The sequence below is a fragment of the Dissulfurimicrobium hydrothermale genome (assembly GCF_022026155.1).
In the GTDB taxonomy this organism is placed as follows: domain Bacteria; phylum Desulfobacterota; class Dissulfuribacteria; order Dissulfuribacterales; family Sh68; genus Dissulfurimicrobium; species Dissulfurimicrobium hydrothermale.
Genome location: NZ_CP085041.1, coordinates 1,970,299 through 1,989,415, shown reverse-complemented (window position 1 = coordinate 1,989,415; position 19,117 = coordinate 1,970,299). Strand labels below are relative to the sequence as shown.

Here is a 19,117-nt window from a genome sequence, read left to right as displayed (position 1 = left end):
GGAGTTCCGCCCCCCCCAAGGGGGTTTTTCGAATAATTTGAATAAAAAATCTACGGGAAGGTGCGATTTCGAGGCGGACACCTGCGAAATTCGCATACTGCATTTTGTTTTTTTTGGGGTCGTTTGTTTGAAAGAAGGAAGATTGTCGACACCGGTTCGGCAACGGCGTCGAGTGTCGGATTCAGTTCTTCAGATGGTCCGATGATCCTTGCGTCCATGGGGGCTTAAGGCCGAATTTTTTGATCTTATACCCCATTTGTCTCTGCGTTATCCCAAGCTCCCTTGCGGCCCTGACCTGGACCCAACTATGTTTGATCAGGGCCTCCTCTATCCTGTTTTTCTCGAGGTCGAGCAATTTCCCATATGTATTGGTGCGGCCTTTCCATGCATTGTCTGTACCGTTGGCCTTTTGATCCTGGTTTGTAATAAGTTCGGGTTCGGCCTGTATGACTGAGGGTATATCTGAAAGTCTGATGTATCCTCTGTCCGAAAGTATCACCAGGCGTTCTATGAGATTTTGGAGCTCGCGGACATTGCCCGGCCATGAATAACCTTGAAGGAATTGCAGGGCCTCACGTGATATTTTTACGTTTTTATGGTTGCGTGCATTACTTTTATCGAGGAAATGTCCTATTAGGGCCGGAATGTCTTCAGGGCGGTCTCTCAGTGGAGGCAGTTTTATCGGCACGACATTCAGGCGATAATAGAGGTCGGTCCTGAAAATACCATTGACGACGGCCTGTTCAAGACTCCTGTTGGTGGCTGCTATAACCCTCACATCTACCTCGATCGTTCTCTCTCCGCCAAGCCGTTCGAATCTTTGCTCTTGAAGTACCCTCAAAAGTTTTGCCTGCACATTAAGACCCATCTCACCTATCTCATCCAAAAACAACGTCCCGCCGTCTGCAAGCTCGAATCTTCCCTTTCTGGCGCTGAAGGCCCCAGTAAAGGCACCTTTTTCGTGGCCAAACAGCTCGCTTTCCAGGAGATTTTCAGGTAAGGCGGCGCAATTTACCTTGATAAAGCCCTTCTCCTTCCTTGGGCTTGTCTGATGGATGGCCCTGGCGACAAGTTCCTTTCCAGTGCCTGATTCACCCAGAAGCAGCACCGTCGCATTGGTGGATGCGACTTTCTCGACAATTGTGAGCACGTCGCGCATAGCCTTGCTGTTTCCTATTATATTGTGCCGGTTGTAAATGCTGTCGAGTTCCGCCTTGAGGGAACGGTTTTCATCAATCAAACACTCTTCTTTCAGATTTATCTCATCATTGAGTTGAAGAAACTGGGCCACCAACGTAGCCACGACAGTGAGGAACTTGACATCTTCTTCAAACGATATCTCCGGCCCGAAAAGACGGTCAACCGTGAGAACACCTGCTGGTTTTTGCAGGATCATTATCGGTACACCTATAAAAGATATTTGCCCCTTTTCAAAACGCGGCCTGGCGCCGGTCTTGTTGAGGAAAAGAGGCTCTTTATTGATGTCCGGTACAACAAATGGCAAAGAGGTCGTGAAGACCTTGCCTATTATGCCCTCATCTAGATTGTATACGCCGCGCATTTGTTCTTCGGCCGTCAGGCCGTAAGAGGTCCTGATGCGAAGCTGTTTCCCTGTTCTGTCAAGCAGCACCATCGTCGCACGCTGCATATTCAAGATCTTGTGTAGGATATGCAGTATCTCGGAGAGACTTTTTTCAAGCGATATAGCCGTGCCTATAAGTTTGGATATTTCATAAAGGGCAGCCAGTTCTCCATTGAGTATCTTTAATGTATCTTCAATGGATGGCTTTCTATTATGTATTGGGAAATAGTTCATGAACAGCTGTCTTATCTCTTTTTATTAATGCCCTATGCAGCAACCATAAGATTTTATGATTCTTACTTTTGCTGCAATTTTCATACCCAGTCTATAATCAATTTTTTATGAATTATAATAATAAGTTATAGCTTATAATACAGTTTTTCCACGAATTTATAGTACATTTTTGTTGAATGTCTTTTCATTTCTGTAAAAGAAACATTTCTTACAAAAATGAATAGAAGATTTCATTTTCGTATTTTTTATTGCAAAAATATTTTTCTCTTATGCCTGAAACAAGGAATTATATTTTTTTATTTTTAATATCAAATACTTATAAATAAAAAATTTTGGCATCGATGTTGCTTTTTGATATTTATCAAAGGCGCAATATCAGAAATCATAAAGTGAGGATGTCAAAATGAGAAAGATAGCTATTTACGGCAAAGGTGGAATAGGCAAATCGACAACAACCCAGAATACCGTTGCCGGTCTCGTAGAGATGGACAAGAAGGTGATGATCGTCGGATGTGACCCGAAGTCAGACTCCACCCGGCTTATCTTGGGAGGCCTGGCCCAAAAAACTGTTCTCGACACCCTTCGTGAAGAGGGCGATGACGTTGATCTGGAGGACGTTATGAAGATCGGTTTCGGCAACTGTCGTTGCGTTGAATCCGGCGGCCCTGAACCTGGGGTCGGGTGTGCGGGTCGGGGTATAATCACGTCCATTAACCTGCTTGAATCCCTTGGCGCATATGATGCCTCGCATCAGATTGACTATGTCTTCTATGATGTCCTCGGTGACGTCGTGTGCGGTGGTTTTGCAATGCCTATGCGTGAGGGCAAGGCGCAGGAGATATACATCGTAGTCTCAGGCGAGATGATGGCCATGTATGCGGCGAACAACATCTCAAAAGGCATCAAGAAGTTTGCTGATTTGGGCGGCGTTCGTCTTGGCGGGCTTATCTGTAACAGCCGTAAGGTGGACAACGAAGAGGCGCTCATAAAGGCGTTTGCCGAGGAGTTGGGCACACAAATGATCTATTTTGTGCCAAGGGACAACATAGTCCAGAAGGCTGAGATTCATAAGAAAACAGTCATAGAATATGATCCGGCTGCGGAGCAGGCCCAGCATTACAGAAATCTTGCAAAGGCTATCGATGGGAATCAGATGTTCGTTATCCCAAAACCATTATCCCAGGAAAAACTTGAGCAGATTCTTATGGATCATGGGCTATTTGACTAAATTTTTAAAAGTTTCCTGAATATAACCTGAATATAAATGGAGGAAAACAAGATGATAATGATACGGGCAATAGTACGTCCTGAAAAGTGTGATGCAGTTAAGGCGGCCCTGCTTGAGGGCGGATATCCAGCCGTTACAAAAATAGAGGTCTTTGGCCGCGGGAAACAACGCGGGCTGAAGGTCGGCAATATCACATATGATGAGCTGCCTAAGACAATGCTTATGACAGTCGTCCCTGATGAAGAAAAGGACCTCGTAGTCAAGGCAATCATGGAAAGCGCAAGGACCAGCGAAAAAGGGGCATACGGGGACGGCAAGATATTCGTGAGTCCTGTGGATGATGTATATACAATCAGCTCCGGTAAAAAGGAGGCATAGCATGAAAGAGGTCCTGGCGATAATAAGGCCAAACAGGATGAATGTCACTAAACAGGCCCTTGTTGGCGCAGGCATCCCAAGCTTTACTGCTGCCATGGTCATGGGGCGCGGGAAGCGAACCCTCGACAAGGAGCTTGTTGAGGCAATATATACAGGTTCTGTTGAATCTGATGAAATGCTTCCGCTTATAGCTAAGGGACCTGCTTGTATGCCAAAACGCATGATAAGTATGGTAGTCCCTGATCAAATGGTCTCAAGTGTTGTCAAAATAATAACAGAGATAAATCAGACTGGTAGTCCAGGTGATGGGAAGATATTTGTGATGCCCATGCTGGACGTAGTAAGGGTACGTACAGGGGAGAGTGGTGAGAGCGCAATAGACGAAATGAAGGGCATATAGGAGATAATAAAATGTATGATGAAACGGATGATAAGACAAGGGCAAGCGATACAAAAGAATTTATTGAAGATATATCCAAGGCATATCCGACAAAGGTTGCCAGAAAACGGCTTCAGCACATGATAGGTGTCAATAGCCTGGAAAAACAGAAGATTGACGCCAATGTGCGCACCATTCCCGGGATAATCACTCAGCGCGGCTGCTGCTATGCAGGCTGCAAGGGTGTGGTTATAGGCCCAATAGTGGATATGATTCACATAGTGCATGGCCCGATCGGATGTTCATATTATGCCTGGCTGACCAGGCGAAATCAGGGCAGAGCAAGAAGCGACGGCAAGAACTATCTACAGTACTGTTTTTCTACTGATATACAGGAAGACAATATAGTATTTGGCGGAGAAAAGAAGCTGAAGGCAGCAATAGAAGAGGCATATAATATATTCAAGCCAAAGGCCATATCTGTCCACGCAACATGTCCAGTAGGTCTAATCGGAGATGATGTGGTAAAAGTGTCAAAGGAGATGTCAGAAAAGCTTGGAATAAATATATTTGGTTTCTCTTGCGAAGGCTATAAGGGAGTAAGCCAGTCTGCCGGTCATCATCTTGCAAACAATGGTCTTTTCAAGAATGTAGTTGGCATGGATGACACTGAGGAAGAGGGTTTTACAGTAAATATCCTTGGCGAATACAATATAGGAGGTGATGCGTGGGAGATAGAGCGAATATTTAACAAGGCAGGCATCAAGGTCATCTCCAAATTCAGCGGCGATGGTTCCTATGATGAGATCGCCAAGTCTCATACTGCAAAGCTGAATATCATACAGTGCCACCGTTCGATTAACTACATGGCAGAGATGATGGAGACCAAGTTTGGCATACCATGGATAAAAATAAATTTTATAGGTATCAAGTCCATGTCAAAGAGTCTAAGGAAGATAGCAAGATTCTTCGATGACCCAAACCTGTCAGAGAGAATAGAGAAGATAATAACAGAGGAGGAGGTGGAGGCTGAAAACGCCATAGCGCCATACCGTGAACGTCTCAATGGCAGGACGGCCGCCATTTTCGTGGGCGGATCAAGGGCGCATCACTATCAGGATATTTTTAAAGATCTTGGGATGAAGGTGATTGCAGCCGGTTATGAGTTCGCCCACAGGGATGATTACGAAGGAAGGGATGTCATCTCTGACATCAAGGTAGATGCAGACAGTCGCAATATCGAGCAACTGTATGTGGAGCCAGATCCGGCGCGTTTCAGGCTGAGGATATCACCTGAAAGATATGAACAGCTTAAAAAGGAGAAATTCCTTTCATACTATGAAGGGATGATAGGCGAGATGGAAAGCGGCTCTCTTGTCATTGATGACATAAGTCACCATGAGCTTGAGAAAATTATAGAGATATATAAACCGGATATCATCTGCTCCGGTATAAAAGACAAGTATCTTATTGAAAAATGGGGCATACCATCCAAGCAGTTGCACAATTATGACTACGGAGGGCCTTTTGCAGGCTATCGCGGCGCTGTCAACTTCGCAAAAGATATTGACATGAGGGTCAACAGCCGTGTCTGGTCATATATAACTCCCCCATGGAAAGGCACACCTATAATAAATGCCGAATTTGCGGCATAGAAGAAGGAGAAAGCCATGTTAGACATGACACCACCAGGAATAGCAGAACGCAGCGCACTCACGATCAATCCAGCCAAGACGTGTCAGCCCATAGGGGCCCTTTATGCAGCCCTTGGCATACATGAATGCCTGCCGCACAGTCACGGAAGCCAGGGTTGCTGTGCATATCATCGCAGTCATCTTACGAGACACTACAAGGAACCTGTGATGGCTGCGACCAGTTCATTTACAGAAGGAACCGCTGTCTTTGGAGGCGGCGCCAATCTGCGGCAGGCCATAAAGAATATCTTTCAGATATATAAGCCCAGGGTTGTGGCTGTGCATACAACATGCCTTTCCGAGACCATAGGTGACGATCTTTCCACCCTGATAGCCAAGGCAAAGGATGACGGACTTATACCTGAAGGCAGTTTTGTCATACACACCAATACGCCAAGCTATGTAGGCTCTCATGTAACAGGCTTCTCGAACATGACACGGTCCATGGTGAACTATTTTGCAGAGCCTGCTAAACAAAAGAAAGGGCAGATAAATGTCATACCAGGATTTGTGGAGCCATCTGACATGCGTCACATAAAGATGCTCTTGAATGAGATGGGCGTAAAGGCCGTCGTATTTCCTGATACCTCTGATGTGCTGGACGCCCCCCAGACAGGCAGCCACAGGTTTTATCCAAAGGGTGGCGTGACCGTGGAGGCGCTTAAATCAACAGGCTCAAGCAAGAAGACCATAGCGATGGGGTCCTTTGCATCCGAGGCCGCCGCCCAGGCCCTCATGGTCAAGGCCGATGTGCCGTATGACCTGATCGATCTGCCCATAGGCATCGCCGCCACCGACCGCTTCATGCAGTCTCTGATGGATATTACTGGCAAGGAGCCATCCGAAAGGATATTGGATGACAGGGGACGCCTGGTTGACATGATGACAGATAACCAGCAGTACTTCTATGGGAAAAAGGTGGCGGTCTTTGGTGACCCGGATCATGTGATATCCATGACCGAATTTCTGGTAAGCATGGATATGATCCCAATCCATATCTTGACAGGGACCCCTGGCAAGAGGTTTGAGCAGCGCATAAGAGAGATATTGAAAGATGTTGCGCCGGATGCAAGGGTAAAGGCCGCTGGAGACCTGTTTGAACTCCATCAGTGGATAAAGGCCGAGCCGGTCGATCTTCTTATGGGCAACACCTATGGCAAGCACATTGCCAGGGCGGAGGACGTACCGTTTGTCCGTTTCGGTTTCCCGATACTGGATAGAGTAGGGCACAGCTACTTCCCTGTCGTGGGCTATAGAGGCGCCATGCACCTGATGGAAAAGATACTTGGCGTCCTCCTTGACCGCAAAGACAGGGATGCCGCTGAAGAAAATTTCGAACTTATCATGTAGGAATGCCTGTGGAGGGCGGCATCTAAAATATTAATGCTGCTTGTGGGTTGCCCGCAGGCTTATGTCAAACCAGACAGGAGGAAACGGATGGCCTCTGCAATATTCAAAGAAAGGGAAAAACAGGTATATCTCAAGGGGAGCAGGCCCTTTGATCTTGAATGTGAAAAGGAAAGCCTCGCAGGGGCGGTAAGCCAGAGGGCGTGCGTATTCTGCGGTTCGAGGGTCGTCCTTTATCCCATAGCCGATGCGCTCCACCTCGTACATGGTCCTGTGGGATGCGCGGTCTATACATGGGATATCAGAGGCGCCCTTTCATCAGGCCCTGAGCTCCACCGCCTGAGCTTTTCCACCGATCTTCAGGAGAAGGATGTCATATTCGGCGGCGAGAAAAAACTCTACAGCGCGCTTGTCGAACTCATAGATCGCCATGCCCCCAAGGCGGCGTTTGTATATTCAACATGCATCGTTGGTATCATCGGGGATGACCTTGAGGCAATATGCCGAAGGGTGAGCGAAGAAAAAAATATCCCCGTGATCCCTGTCCAGTCAGAGGGTTTCAAGGGCAACAAGCGAGCGGGTTACAATGCGGCCTGCAGGGCCTTGTTCAGGCTGGTGGGTGAGGGCAGCACCGAGGGCATCTCTCCATACAGCGTAAATATACTCGGAGACTTCAACCTGGCCGGGGAACTATGGATCATACGCGATTACTTTAAGCGCATGGGTGTCCAGGTCGTGGCCAATATCACAGGCGACGGCAGGGTGGATGACATAAGGCGCGCCCATGGCGCGGCGCTCAATCTCGTGCAGTGCTCAGGGGCTACGATGGACCTTGCGGTCATGATGAAGGAAAAATATGGCACCCCGGTCATGAGGGTATCCTATTTCGGGATCGAGGACATGGCTGAGGCGCTCTACGGCATAGCCCGCTTCTTCAAGGAGCCATCTATCATGGAAAGGACACAGCAGCTTGTGAGGGAGGAGCTTTCAGCCCTCTATCCTGAGCTTCAGAGATACCGCAAGGCATTGAGCGGCAAAAAGGCCGCCATATATGTCGGCGGCGCATTCAAGGCGTTTTCGCTGGTTAAGGCCTTCAGACACCTTGGCATGAAGGTGGTGATGGTAGGTTCACAGACCGGCACACAGGAAGACTACAGGGAGCTTGAGGCGATAACCGACGACGGGACAATTATAGTGGATGACTCAAACCCGCTGGAGCTGTCGGCGTTTCTGCAGGAAAAGGAGGTCGATATCTTTGTGGGCGGCGTCAAGGAACGGCCCATAGCATATAAATTAGGTGTCGGCTTCTGTGACCACAATCACGAGAGAAAAGAGGCGCTTGAAGGCTTTGTGGGCATGCTCAATTTTGCAAAAGAGGTCTATTCCTCTGTCATGAGTCCTGTCTGGCGTTTTGTGCCTAAAAACAGCCAGGGGATGCTTGATGGACTCTCAAGCCATAAAGAGAAAATCCTGAGGTGCGTATCATGAAAAAACAGGAAAATAAATATGTCTCAACCACCAATGCCTGTAAGCTCTGTAAACCCCTGGGTGCGTGTCTGGCATTCAAGGGCATAGAAGGCGCAGTGCCTTTTCTGCATGGTTCTCAAGGATGCGCAACCTATATGAGAAGATACATCATAAGTCATTTCAATGAACCTATGGATATTGCATCATCATCTCTGGGGGAAAAACATGCGGTATTCGGAGGCGCAGCCAATCTCAAGAAGGGGCTGAAAAATGTATGCCGGAAATTCAGCCCCAGCATGATAGGCGTCGCCACTACATGCCTTACAGAGACCATAGGCGATGATGTCCCAATGATACTCAGGGAATACAGAAGCGGGATAGCGCAGCAGGGCGATCCGGCGCCTTTTCTGGTGAATGTCTCGACACCCAGCTATTCAGGAACCCATATGGAAGGTTTTCATGAGGCTGTGAAGGCCGTTGTCGAACAGCTTGCGGAGGGCGGCGAGCCGCTTGATTTCATAAATCTCTTCCCTGGTTTTGTATCTCCGGCTGATATACGTCATCTCTATGAGATCGTCTCTGATTTCAGTCTGGAGTGCACGATCCTTCCTGATTATTCAGATACCCTCGATGGGCCGGCCATGCGTGAGTATGAGAGGATACCCCAGGGCGGCACCCCTGTCTCGGCGATAAAAGAGATGGGCAGGGCATTGGGCAGCATAGAGTTCGGCCGGAACCTGAAGACAATGGTGACTGCCGGTGAGTTTCTTAAGTCAAGATTCGGGGTGGTTAACCGCCGGATAGGGACACCCATAGGGCTCAGGGAGACAGACGCCTTCTTTACGGCGCTTGAGGAGATATCGGGTATCCCTGCCCCTCAAAAATACATGATGGAACGTGCGAGACTCATCGATTCCTTTGTGGATTGCCACAAATATGTCTTTGGCAAACGGGCCGTTGTCTATGGTGAAGAAGACCTCGTGACAGGCCTTACCTCTTTTCTTACTGAAATCGGCATTCAGCCCGTACTGTGCGCATCGGGTAGCAAAGGCGGCGCATTCCAGGAGTCCATAAAAGAGGTGACAGAAGGCATCCTTACTGATGATCCTGATGTCAGAGACGATGCCGACTTCTATGATATAGCTATTGATGTCGAGTCAATGCAACCGGATATCATGGTCGGTCACAGCAAGGGCTATCCTCTGGCAAGAAAGTTGGGCATACCGCTTATAAGGGTAGGCTTTCCAATCCATGACCGTATAGGTGGGCAGCGCATTGTCCATATAGGCTACAGAGGCGCGCAGAATCTGCTTGATACAATAGTGAATGCAATAATAGAGAAGAAACAGGATGATTCATCCGTAGGCTATAGCTATATGTAGAATGAAAGGGGTAAAATTATGAAAAATATGATAAATATAACACCTGATAGATCAAGACATCCATGTTTTAATGCAAGTGTAAAGGGAAGCTGTGGCAGGGTGCATCTTCCTGTAGCGCCAAAATGCAACATACTTTGTAATTACTGCAATCGAAAATATGACTGCGTAAATGAGAGCAGGCCTGGTGTCACAAGCGCCATACTCTCACCTTATCAGGCGCTTGCCTATATGGAAAGGGTCATTGAGAAGGAACCGCGCATAACAGTTGCAGGTATAGCAGGGCCGGGAGACCCGTTTGCAAGCCCTGATGAAACCATAGAGACCATCAGGCTTATCAAGGAGAGATTCCCTGAGATCATCCTATGTCTTGCCACAAACGGCCTTGGCGTATCTCCTTATGTGGATGACCTCGCCTCCCTGGGCGTCTCTCATATCACTGTCACCATAAATGCCGTTGACCCTGACGTGAGCCAGAATATCTATGCCTGGGTTAGGGACGGGAAGGTGGTTTACCGCGGCAGGGAGGCAGCCGGACTGCTCCTTCAAAGACAGCTTGACGCCGTCTCGAAGCTCAAGGCCAGGGGTATCACGCTCAAGATAAATACGATCGTTATCCCAGGAATAAATTATGATCCTGAAATCAATGGTGGCCATATAATTGATATTGCAAAGAAAATGGCAGAGATGGGCGCTGATGTGCTGAACTGTATGCCCATGTATCCCAATGCCGGCACCGCCTTTGAAAACATCAGGGAGCCAGACAAGAAGGAGATCAGAATCTTGCAGGACAGGGCAGGGGAACATATCGCCCAGATGAGACACTGTACCAGATGCCGTGCTGACGCCATAGGGCTTCTGGGTGAAGACCGCTCAACTGAGATGCATGGATGTCTCTCCGCATGTGCCAGTCTTCCAAAACCCCTTGCCGGCAATGAACGGCCGTTTGTCGCGGTGGCGACACTTGAGGGGATGCTGGTCAACCAGCACCTTGGTGAGGCGGAGAGGCTTCAGATATGGGGCAGGGGCAAAGATGGTTTCTACCTGGTTGAAGAGCGCAGGACACCTCTCCCTGGTGGCGGGCCTAAAAGATGGGAGGCCCTTTCAGAGATGCTCAGGGACTGCAGGGCGATACTCGTGGGCGGTATCGGTGAAAACCCCCGAAATATTCTTTCAGGGGAAGGCATTGAGGTCTTTGAGCTGAACGGTTTTATAGAGATGGGGCTTAAATCCGTATTCATGGGCGATGATATCTCCTTTCTCAAGGTGAGAAGGAAGGGCGGGTGCGGCGGTTGTAAAGGTGCGGGTCTTGGTTGTGATGATTTGTCCAGCTTGCCTATCTTTTAGGTCGGTTGTCTCGTAGCGATTCTGTTTTTTAGGGTGGATCAATTAAAGATTGACAATGCTTTATCTTATATGTTATATAACGCACGTTATATTAAACTATGTATAGCGAAAGGAGGAACTATATGAAGATATTTAAAAAAGTAGTTATGACTGTGCTTGTTGTAGGGTTTTTGGCCATGTCATGTCTTCCCAGGGATGCCTTTTCGGCTGAGAGGCTTATGGTCTTTGCTGGTGCAGCCTCAAAGCCGCCGCTTGAGGAGGCTGCAAAGGCCTTTGAAAAGAAAACCGGCGTTAAGGTGGATATCAGCTTCGGTGGTTCAGGGACTGTCCTTTCCCAGATGATCCTTGCAAAGGAGGGGGATATCTATTTTCCTGGCTCATCTGACTACATGGAGCTCGCGAAGAGGAAAGGGATGGTGTTGCCTGAGACGGAAAAGATAGTGGTCTATCTCGTCCCTGCCATAAACGTGCAGAAAGGCAATCCCAAAGGGATCCATAGTTTGAAGGACCTTACAAGGCGTGGGCTCAAGGTCGCCATCGCAAATCCTGAGGATGTATGTGTGGGCGCCTATGCCGTTGAAATAATTGAAAAAAACTTTACTCCCCAAGAAAAGGAGGCGTTCAGAAAGAACCTCATCAACTATACTGAGAGTTGCGACAAGACTGCCACCGCCGTATCACTTAAGATGGCGGACGCGGTGATCGGTTGGCGGGTTTTCCATTACTGGGATCCGGAAAGAATAGAGAATGTCCGGCTTAAAAAAGAAGAAATCGTCCGTGTAGGTTATATCCCAATAGCTATATCTAAATTCACCAAAAACAAGGCCCTTGCCCAGAAGTTTATAGATTTCATCTTGTCTGACGAAGGAAAGGCGATATTCAGAAAATATCACTACCTCATGACCCCTGATGAGGCCTTTGCCTATATTGGCGAGAAGAAACCCGTCGGCGGGGACTATGTGGTGCCGCAGGAGTGGTTGAAGAAATAAAAGATAAAGCTATGGGATTCTATAGCCGTTTAAAACAAGAGCTTGGGTATTTAGTCGAAAAGCATGATCTTTTTAAAGAACATATTACAATTACTGCAAAAACCTTAACACCGAAAGAGGCTATCGGTGAGCCGGAAAGAATGGATTTTCCGCTTCTGAAGGGGAAAGAGGTGATGATTGAGGCTAGATTTCTGGATAAGAAGGGCCAGGCATACACCAGTATGCCTGGCGATTACCAAGGGACAATAGAAGATATCATCAAACTTTCTCTATCCAACGATTTTGAAAGGGCATGTCTGATATCCAGCTTAAATGCCGTTATGAGGCATCTTGGTAGCATTGAAAAGACAATCCATTGCAGGAATAGCGATCCTGAAAGGTGTGCGACCATGTTGCCTCATTATATTCAGAAACGCTTTGGAAAGCCCAAAATAGCATTTATAGGATTTCAACCCGCAATGATAAATAGTCTATCAGGGTCATTTGAACTAAAAGTCATTGATCTTGATGAAGATAATATCAATAAGGAAAAATATGGGGTGATAATAAATGGACCTGACAAGACAGATGAGATAGTATCATGGGCTGATATTATTATTGCAACAGGGTCAACATGCGTAAATGCTACAATTGAGAAATTTATCAAAGATAAACCAGTTATATTTTATGGTGTATCTATAGCTGGAATAGCAAAGATTTGTGGATATGAAAGGTATTGCCCATGTGCATATTGAATCCACCGCACAACTTTCAATACTAAAAGCAATACTAAAAGGAAGCTAATATTGCGGCGTCGCAAAAGGTCGCCAACCGCGTTGCGCTGCATCTTTTTCGTCACTGCGGCGTATAAGTATGCCGCATTCCTCAGGATCTGCGCGCATTTTTGCTTAGCCATTAATGACTTTTTACGAGATCATCAATATTGAGAGGGAAGATAATGAAAAGAATAAGTTCGAAGATCTTGATCTATCTGGTGATGCTGCCTTTTATCATACTGAATGTATTATCCATTGCATGCGCTGAAGAACTTATGGTCTTTAGCGGCGCCGCCTTTAAGAAACCCTTGGATGATCTCATACAAAGCTACGATAAGGCAAAAGTGAGCGCCAATTATGGGGGCGTGACGGCTATACTGACCCAGCTGAGCCTTGGCAGACAGGGTGACGTCTTTGTCGTCCCGTCACCTGATGTCATGGAGCAGGCGGTTCAAAATGGGCTTGTGAAAAAGGAGAGTGTAAGGAGTTTCGTCTATGCCGTTCCCGTCATGGTTGTCAAAAAAGGAAATCCCAAAGGCATACACAGCATCGAGGACCTCCTCAGGCCTGACGTCAGGTTTGCCATGGCGAATCCAGAGATGGTATATATAGGACGGCTTGCCGCGGAGATTTTCGATAGAAACCTCCCCCCTGATAAAGTTGATGCCTTGAGGAAAAAGGTGCAGACCTATGTAGATGACATCTCGAAACTCTTGAGCTATCTACTGATGGATCAGGTGGATGCGGTGCTGGGATTTGATTTTCTCAAGGGGTGGGCCCCTAACAGGGTGGATATCGTAAAATTAAAACCAAATGAGGTCATTCGCATCGGAAACGGTCAGATAGGTGTCACTACATCTTCAAAAGATCCCCAGGGGGCAGAGAAATTCATCGGGTTTGTCTTATCGGGCAAGGGACAGGAGGTGTTTAAAAAGTATGGGTATCTCACTTCTCTTAAGGAGACATATGCCTTTTTAGGGGCCAAAAAGCCGGTAGGCGGCGTTCCGCAAGTCGGCCAGGAATGGATTAGCAGATAGATGAATTTGAAAAGACTTAGCATCTTCTGTGCCTTTTCGACATTTTCAGTCTATGCAGGTCTTGTCCTGTCGATGTGCTACTTTCTGAGCGGCCGTCTCTTTGTGGAGACCATTTTGTCTGGAAGGACGCTTTTTTCCATAAGGTTGAGCCTTCTTTGCGCAACCATCGCGACAGCGCTTTCCGTGTGTCTTGCGGTACCGTCAGCCTATGCCTTGAGCAGATTTGATTTCAAGGGCAAGGACATCCTCGACACCACCCTTGAGTTTCCAATGGTCGTCTCGCCAGCAGCCCTTGGCGCCTTGCTTCTGATCTTTTTCAACACCCCATTGGGCGGGTTCGTGCAGAAAAATACCTTTCAGTTCGTCTTTGCCTTTGCAGGCATAGTGCTTGCCCAGTTTGTTACTACTCTGGGTGTTGCAACCAGGCTTTTAAAGGCCGCTCTTGACGAGATCCCGCGACGATATGAAGATGTTGCCAGGACCCTCGGCGCATCCCCTCTCTCAGCATTCTTCAGCGTCACTCTGCCCCTTGCCAGACGCGGGATCCTGGCGTCCATCATCCTTACCTGGGCAAAGGCCTTGGGAGAGTTCGGCGCAACCATTATGGTGGCGGGCTCGATGGCCATGAGGACAGAGACCCTGCCTGTCGCCATATTTATGCGGCTTGCAAGCGCCGATATCGAGGGCGCAGTTGTGCTCATCCTGATCTTAGTCTCTGTTGGTTTCTTTGTGCTGTATGTCGCCAGATTTTTAATAAAGGCACGAAGGCATGCTTGAACTCGAAAGACTTACCATCAATACAGGCATGTTTTCTGTAAAAGATGTGAGTCTAAAGATCCAGCCAGGCAGCTGCAATGTGCTTGTAGGGCCTACCGGTTGCGGCAAGACCACGCTTCTTGAGGCCATTATTGGTATACGAAGGCCTGATTCGGGAGTAATTCGATTGGAAGGCAGACGAATCGATGACCTGCCTATTGAAAGGCGTGGTATAGCCTATCTGCCTCAAGACCTCGCCCTTTTCCCACACCTGACCGTTGAAGGCAACATCTTTTATGGCCTTAAGCATCAAAAAAGGTTGAATGAGCGCCGGCGCGATTTCGTCCTGGAATTGGCGGAGACCTTGGGCATAACCCATTTGCTTAAGAGGATGGTAGACCACTTAAGCGGCGGTGAGCGTCAGCGAGTGGCGCTTGTTCGGGCCCTTGCCACAGGAAGCAGGTATCTGTTGCTCGACGAGCCCTTATCTGCCCTCCATGAGGCCATGAAAAAAGACCTCTGGTTCCTGATTGCCGATATTAAGGTGAGGTTTGGTCTTGCCATAGTCATGGTTACTCACGATATGGACGAGGCCTTCTTCATGGGGGATGAGATAGCTGTTATGATAGACGGTATGATTCGCCAGGCTGGCCCAAGGGGTGAGGTATACGGACATCCCATAGACATAGATGTTGCAGGATTCTTCGGGATTAAGAACCTTTTTTCAGCGGAAGTTATAAGAATGCGAGGGAAATGGGCTGAGGTGAGATGTAATGAACTCAACACCGACCTCATCGTCCCGGCCTGGAGACATTCAGGCACCACCTCCATCTTGCAAGGACTCCCCTTTATTATCGGGATAATGCCGGAGAATGTAATGCTCATCAGACCTGATCTTAATAGACGGGATAATGACAATCTCCTCGAAGGGGTTGTTTATGAGATATTTTCGAGGGGTCGGTCTAACACTCTCCTGTTTGTGCCGGATGGGTCAGACAGGGTTATCGAGATAGATATTCCTGATTACGCCATGCGGAAAATGGACATTACAAAGGGTGCAAAGGCCGTTGTAGCCTTAAGGGCGGAAAAGATATTTACATTGACCGCAAGAGCGCCTCACGCAGCCATTCCTCAACCTTTGCCTTTGTAGGGAGACGGCCTGAACATAAAACTTGCCCGTTTATAACAAGGGCAGGGGTGCTTATAACCCCATATCTCCAGATCTCGTCCAGGTCTTTTATATGTTCGATGTCAGCGGCTATGTCTTTCTGATCGAGGGCCGACCTCACGATCTCTTCAAGCCTATTGCAGCTTACACATCCAGGCCCCAGGATGCGGATGGATAGGCCAGACTCATTTCCATCGATGGTCCCGTTCCATAACTTTTTAATGGCCTCGATATAGGCGTCCCTTGCAGACAGAGGTATGTAGTTTTTCTTCTCGATAATATGGAGCACCTCAATAGCGGCCTCGTCAGAGGTCTTGCGGCCAGTCGGATCGGATGCCCTTATTTGTGAGATGGCCTCATCAAGTCCTACAATCCCTATATTTACACCGCCTATATTTATAATTTTGCCCGTCGCCATACCATATTTTCTTTATTTGCGGCGTTCTCTTTCTTTAAAGATAAAATGGATTGGGGTATGGATCAACCCCAGCTGCTTTCTGAACTGGTTCAGCATAAAACGCAGATAGTAATTAGGTATGAGCTCGGGATAGTTGGCAAAGACTAGAAATGTAGGCGGCGCGGTTGCCACCTGTGTCGTATAATAGAGTTTTAGGAAATGCCCCTTAATAATCGGCGGGGTCTTTAATGCCATGGCCTTTTGCAGTGCTTGATTTGCCTTCCCTGTGCCTACCGAGGCTGTAAATTCTTTATAGACGCTGTCGATGACTGCAAGGAGTTTATTTACATTTCTACCCGTCAGGGCCGAGAGGTTGACATGCGGTGCATAAGAGATAAACCGTTTGGCAGATTCAAGTTCCTCCGTTCTTAGACGTACCAATAATTTATCGCCCTGGATCAGGTCCCATTTGTTGAATACTGTCACAACCGCTCGTTTGTATTCCTCTATATAGCCTATGAGCCTTTTGTCCTGGTCAGTTATGCCTTCTGTTGCGTCCAGGACTACAACGGCCGTGTCGCAGGTCTTTAAGGCCTCGATCGCCTTTATGACACTGAATTTTTCTATCTTGTCGTCTATCTTGGCCTTGCGCCTTATCCCCGCCGTGTCGGTAAACAGGATGTCTCTGTCCCCGTTTCTCTTGAGCAAGGTGTCTATGGCATCTCTGGTTGTGCCGGCCAAATTACTGACTATCATACGCGGCTCTCCAAGGAGGCGGTTCAGGAGGGAGGATTTTCCGACATTCGGCCTACCTATGATGGCTACTTTTATCGGTGCATCTATGTGTGCCTGAGGTCTTGATTCGGCCACAGGGTTCGATTCGGTCCATGTGGTGAGTTCTGCGTATGATCCAAGCCGTTCCTCCGGCTTGCCGAATCCGAGTGACATGGCCGACTTTGCAAGTTTATCCGTAAGCTCTGATATATTCCATCCGTGTTCGGCGGAGATAGGGTTTATCTCAGCCATGCCCAATTCATAAAATTCTCCAAGAGCCGCTTCCTGCGCAGGGTCATCCATTTTGTTGACTGCAATTATGACGGGCTTTTGGCTGACCCTCAACATCTCTGCTATATCTTTGTCGCTGCCGGTCAATCCCTCCTTGGCGTCCAGTATAAACAGGATGATGTCAGCCTCGTCAATTGCCTTTAAGCCTTGTTTCAAAACCAGCGTTTCCATCTCGCTGTCCCGGCCGGATGGAAACGCAAGTCCGCCAGTATCGATGACCTCCATCGTCATGCCGCAGGCGGCGGTGAAGCGCCCGTAGTGGCGGTCCCTTGTAAGGCCAGGCATAGGGGCCACAAGGGCACTTTTTGATCTTGTAAGCCGGTTGAAGAGTGTTGATTTCCCGACATTCGGGCGCCCTATCAGGGCTATTTTCGGCATTTTGCTCATTTCAGACGGTCAGGTCCTTTTCCTGCTCTCGATCCTTGATGCCATCGGGCAGCTTTTTTTCTGGGGGGCCTGTGCCCTTTGGCCATAAATATCCTTGTATGGTCTTTGATGTCTATAGGATCCACCTCTTGTATCTCATTGTAGCCGCAGGTATCGAGTTTGTTTCCGAACGAGATATTTAGGCAGGCGGCGAGGACCTCGACAGGGTCGGCGTCTTTTAGAAGTTCTGCGGCCATGATTTTGAAAGTCCCAAGATCCTTGGACTGCATAGTCGTTTTTATCTCGTTTTTAAGGCGGTTTCTTCTAGATTTTATGATGTCGTCGATTTTTGGGACGCTCCCTTTGCGGATCGGGGCGCCGGAGACCTTGCGTATCAAATCTAACAGGCGCAACTCCCTCGGCGCAACAAAGGTGATGGCTGCGCCCCTCTTGCCTGCACGACCCGTGCGTCCTATACGATGTATATAAGATTCAGGATCTTGCGGCAGCGCATAGTTTATTACATGGGAGAGATCGTTGACATCAATGCCGCGTGCGGCCACATCAGTGGCGACTAGTATGTTCGTCTGTCGTTGCCGAAAGCCGCGCATCGTCTTTTCACGCTGGCCCTGGTTGATTTCACCGTGTATGATCGCAGCTTTATAGCCCCTTGAGATGAGCCTGGATGCGACGTTCTCTGTATCGGTGCGTGTCCGGCAAAAGATCAGGCCGTAGAAGTCTGGTTCCATGTCTAAGATTCGGCACAAGGCCTCGAATTTATCTTGCTCACTGACCTTGAAGTATATCTGGTCTGTAAGGGTCGCAGTCTGTTGTCTCTGGTTGTCGGAAATGGTCTCATATTCGTTCATGTAGCGCCTTGCAATCGAAACTACAGGTCTCGGCATGGTTGCAGAAAAGAGCATCGTCTGTTTCTCGGCCGGCACAAACTCCATGATTTCATTAATTTCGTCGATGAATCCCATGTCCAACATCTCGTCCGCTTCATCGAATACCAGAAAGGATATCTTGTCCAATCTGAGCGAACCGCGTCTCAGATGGTCTATAGTGCGGCCTGGCGTGCCTACGACTATATCGACGCCCTCCTGCAGGTGTTTCAGCTGCAGCCCTATAGCTTGACCGCCGTAGATGGGGGCGATCTTGAGTTTTTTGGCACCCTTGAGACTATTTAGTTCTTCCGCGGCCTGTATGGCAAGCTCCCTTGTTGGCACAAGTACCAGGGCCTTTACGTGCCTGGGGCGGGCCTCTATTTGTTCGATGATAGGGATGCCGAAGGCGGCCGTTTTGCCGGTGCCGGTCTGCGCCTGCGCCAAGACATCACGTCTTTCATTGAGCAGGAAGGGGATGACCTTTTGTTGTATGGGGGTTGGCGTCCCAAAGCCCTTTTTGCGCATCACGTCCAGCATGTTTTCCGAAAGCCCGAGTTGTTCAAAATGATCCATAAGTTCTCCTTTTGTTTGCATTGTCAAAAATCTTGCAGACACAGGAAGAACCTCAGAGATGACCTTCCGGATGACGCCAAGAATTTTTC

The 19,117-nt window shown here is 48.2% G+C and carries 17 protein-coding genes; 13 read left to right on the top strand and 4 right to left on the bottom strand.

Features of this window, described 5'->3' with window-relative positions; genetic code table 11:
• Positions 1-181: 181 nt before the first annotated feature.
• Positions 182-1,816, bottom strand: a complete 1,635-nt coding sequence (gene nifA, locus LGS26_RS09475; protein WP_237888624.1) for a nif-specific transcriptional activator NifA — start codon at positions 1,814-1,816, stop codon at positions 182-184.
• 403 nt (positions 1,817-2,219) lie between these two features.
• On the opposite strand from nifA, the gene nifH reads away from it, so the two are divergent.
• From nifH to LGS26_RS09410, 13 genes are all read left to right on the top strand, one after another.
• The gene (gene nifH, locus LGS26_RS09470; RefSeq protein WP_237888623.1) at positions 2,220-3,044 is read left to right on the top strand and encodes a nitrogenase iron protein; all 825 of its coding nucleotides are present in this window, start codon (positions 2,220-2,222) and stop codon (positions 3,042-3,044) included.
• A 51-nt stretch (positions 3,045-3,095) separates the two neighbouring features.
• Positions 3,096-3,422: a P-II family nitrogen regulator gene (locus tag LGS26_RS09465; protein WP_237888622.1), complete on the top strand. Its 327-nt coding sequence runs from the start codon at positions 3,096-3,098 to the stop codon at positions 3,420-3,422.
• Between the two features lies 1 nt (position 3,423).
• Positions 3,424-3,822, top strand: coding sequence for a P-II family nitrogen regulator (locus tag LGS26_RS09460; RefSeq protein WP_237888621.1), 399 nt, complete (start codon positions 3,424-3,426; stop codon positions 3,820-3,822).
• 11 nt (positions 3,823-3,833) lie between these two features.
• Positions 3,834-5,456: a nitrogenase molybdenum-iron protein alpha chain gene (gene nifD / locus LGS26_RS09455; RefSeq protein ID WP_237888620.1), complete on the top strand. Its 1,623-nt coding sequence runs from the start codon at positions 3,834-3,836 to the stop codon at positions 5,454-5,456.
• Between the two features lie 15 nt (positions 5,457-5,471).
• Positions 5,472-6,845, top strand: coding sequence for a nitrogenase molybdenum-iron protein subunit beta (gene nifK, locus LGS26_RS09450; protein WP_237888619.1), 1,374 nt, complete (start codon positions 5,472-5,474; stop codon positions 6,843-6,845).
• Between the two features lie 87 nt (positions 6,846-6,932).
• The gene (gene nifE / locus LGS26_RS09445; RefSeq protein WP_237888618.1) at positions 6,933-8,330 is read left to right on the top strand and encodes a nitrogenase iron-molybdenum cofactor biosynthesis protein NifE; all 1,398 of its coding nucleotides are present in this window, start codon (positions 6,933-6,935) and stop codon (positions 8,328-8,330) included.
• The gene (locus tag LGS26_RS09440; RefSeq protein ID WP_237888617.1) at positions 8,327-9,691 is read left to right on the top strand and encodes a nitrogenase component 1; all 1,365 of its coding nucleotides are present in this window, start codon (positions 8,327-8,329) and stop codon (positions 9,689-9,691) included. Before nifE ends, LGS26_RS09440 begins: the two co-directional genes overlap by 4 nt.
• Before the next feature lie 18 nt (positions 9,692-9,709).
• Entirely contained in the window at positions 9,710-11,035 is a 1,326-nt protein-coding gene (locus tag LGS26_RS09435; RefSeq protein ID WP_407932015.1) for a radical SAM protein, read from the top strand.
• 122 nt (positions 11,036-11,157) lie between these two features.
• Positions 11,158-12,024, top strand: a complete 867-nt coding sequence (gene modA, locus LGS26_RS09430; RefSeq protein ID WP_237888616.1) for a molybdate ABC transporter substrate-binding protein — start codon at positions 11,158-11,160, stop codon at positions 12,022-12,024.
• Positions 12,009-12,758: a Rossmann-like domain-containing protein gene (locus LGS26_RS09425; protein ID WP_237888615.1), complete on the top strand. Its 750-nt coding sequence runs from the start codon at positions 12,009-12,011 to the stop codon at positions 12,756-12,758. The genes modA (LGS26_RS09430) and LGS26_RS09425 overlap by 16 nt, the downstream gene beginning before the upstream one ends.
• Before the next feature lie 203 nt (positions 12,759-12,961).
• Positions 12,962-13,816 (top strand): molybdate ABC transporter substrate-binding protein, encoded by an 855-nt coding sequence (gene modA / locus LGS26_RS09420; RefSeq protein WP_237888614.1) that lies wholly within the window; start codon positions 12,962-12,964, stop codon positions 13,814-13,816.
• Positions 13,817-14,593 carry a molybdate ABC transporter permease subunit gene (locus tag LGS26_RS09415; protein ID WP_237888613.1) on the top strand — a complete coding sequence of 259 codons (777 nt, stop codon included), beginning with the start codon at positions 13,817-13,819 and terminating at the stop codon, positions 14,591-14,593. It begins immediately after the preceding gene.
• The gene (locus LGS26_RS09410; protein ID WP_237888612.1) at positions 14,586-15,722 is read left to right on the top strand and encodes an ABC transporter ATP-binding protein; all 1,137 of its coding nucleotides are present in this window, start codon (positions 14,586-14,588) and stop codon (positions 15,720-15,722) included. The genes LGS26_RS09415 and LGS26_RS09410 overlap by 8 nt, the downstream gene beginning before the upstream one ends.
• Here the strand turns inward: LGS26_RS09410 and LGS26_RS09405 are convergent.
• From LGS26_RS09405 to LGS26_RS09395, 3 genes are read right to left on the bottom strand one after another with little or no spacing between them, the layout of a single operon-like run.
• Positions 15,667-16,158, bottom strand: a complete 492-nt coding sequence (locus LGS26_RS09405; RefSeq protein WP_237888611.1) for a thioredoxin family protein — start codon at positions 16,156-16,158, stop codon at positions 15,667-15,669. The genes LGS26_RS09410 and LGS26_RS09405 overlap by 56 nt on opposite strands.
• A 12-nt stretch (positions 16,159-16,170) precedes the next feature.
• Positions 16,171-17,580 (bottom strand): ribosome biogenesis GTPase Der, encoded by a 1,410-nt coding sequence (gene der / locus LGS26_RS09400; protein ID WP_237888610.1) that lies wholly within the window; start codon positions 17,578-17,580, stop codon positions 16,171-16,173.
• 5 nt (positions 17,581-17,585) lie between these two features.
• A complete protein-coding gene (locus LGS26_RS09395; RefSeq protein WP_237888609.1) occupies positions 17,586-19,028 on the bottom strand; it encodes a DEAD/DEAH box helicase in 1,443 nt (480 codons plus the stop codon).
• Positions 19,029-19,117: the final 89 nt, after the last annotated feature.

Excerpts from the sequence above, each read along its gene's own strand:
- LGS26_RS09460 (WP_237888621.1), top strand. The coding sequence starts at position 3,424 with ATGAAAGAGGTCCTGGCGATAATAAGGCCAAACAGGATGAATGTCACT.
- modA (WP_237888616.1), top strand. The coding sequence starts at position 11,158 with ATGAAGATATTTAAAAAAGTAGTTATGACTGTGCTTGTTGTAGGGTTT.
- LGS26_RS09395 (WP_237888609.1), bottom strand. The coding sequence starts at position 19,028 with ATGGATCATTTTGAACAACTCGGGCTTTCGGAAAACATGCTGGACGTG.
- LGS26_RS09410 (WP_237888612.1), top strand. The coding sequence starts at position 14,586 with ATGCTTGAACTCGAAAGACTTACCATCAATACAGGCATGTTTTCTGTA.
- nifK (WP_237888619.1), top strand. The coding sequence starts at position 5,472 with ATGTTAGACATGACACCACCAGGAATAGCAGAACGCAGCGCACTCACG.
- der (WP_237888610.1), bottom strand. The coding sequence starts at position 17,580 with ATGCCGAAAATAGCCCTGATAGGGCGCCCGAATGTCGGGAAATCAACA.
- LGS26_RS09440 (WP_237888617.1), top strand. The coding sequence starts at position 8,327 with ATGAAAAAACAGGAAAATAAATATGTCTCAACCACCAATGCCTGTAAG.
- nifH (WP_237888623.1), top strand. The coding sequence starts at position 2,220 with ATGAGAAAGATAGCTATTTACGGCAAAGGTGGAATAGGCAAATCGACA.
- LGS26_RS09405 (WP_237888611.1), bottom strand. The coding sequence starts at position 16,158 with ATGGCGACGGGCAAAATTATAAATATAGGCGGTGTAAATATAGGGATT.
- LGS26_RS09465 (WP_237888622.1), top strand. The coding sequence starts at position 3,096 with ATGATAATGATACGGGCAATAGTACGTCCTGAAAAGTGTGATGCAGTT.
- modA (WP_237888614.1), top strand. The coding sequence starts at position 12,962 with ATGAAAAGAATAAGTTCGAAGATCTTGATCTATCTGGTGATGCTGCCT.
- LGS26_RS09415 (WP_237888613.1), top strand. The coding sequence starts at position 13,817 with ATGAATTTGAAAAGACTTAGCATCTTCTGTGCCTTTTCGACATTTTCA.
- nifE (WP_237888618.1), top strand. The coding sequence starts at position 6,933 with ATGGCCTCTGCAATATTCAAAGAAAGGGAAAAACAGGTATATCTCAAG.
- nifD (WP_237888620.1), top strand. The coding sequence starts at position 3,834 with ATGTATGATGAAACGGATGATAAGACAAGGGCAAGCGATACAAAAGAA.
- LGS26_RS09435 (WP_407932015.1), top strand. The coding sequence starts at position 9,710 with ATGAAAAATATGATAAATATAACACCTGATAGATCAAGACATCCATGT.
- nifA (WP_237888624.1), bottom strand. The coding sequence starts at position 1,816 with ATGAACTATTTCCCAATACATAATAGAAAGCCATCCATTGAAGATACA.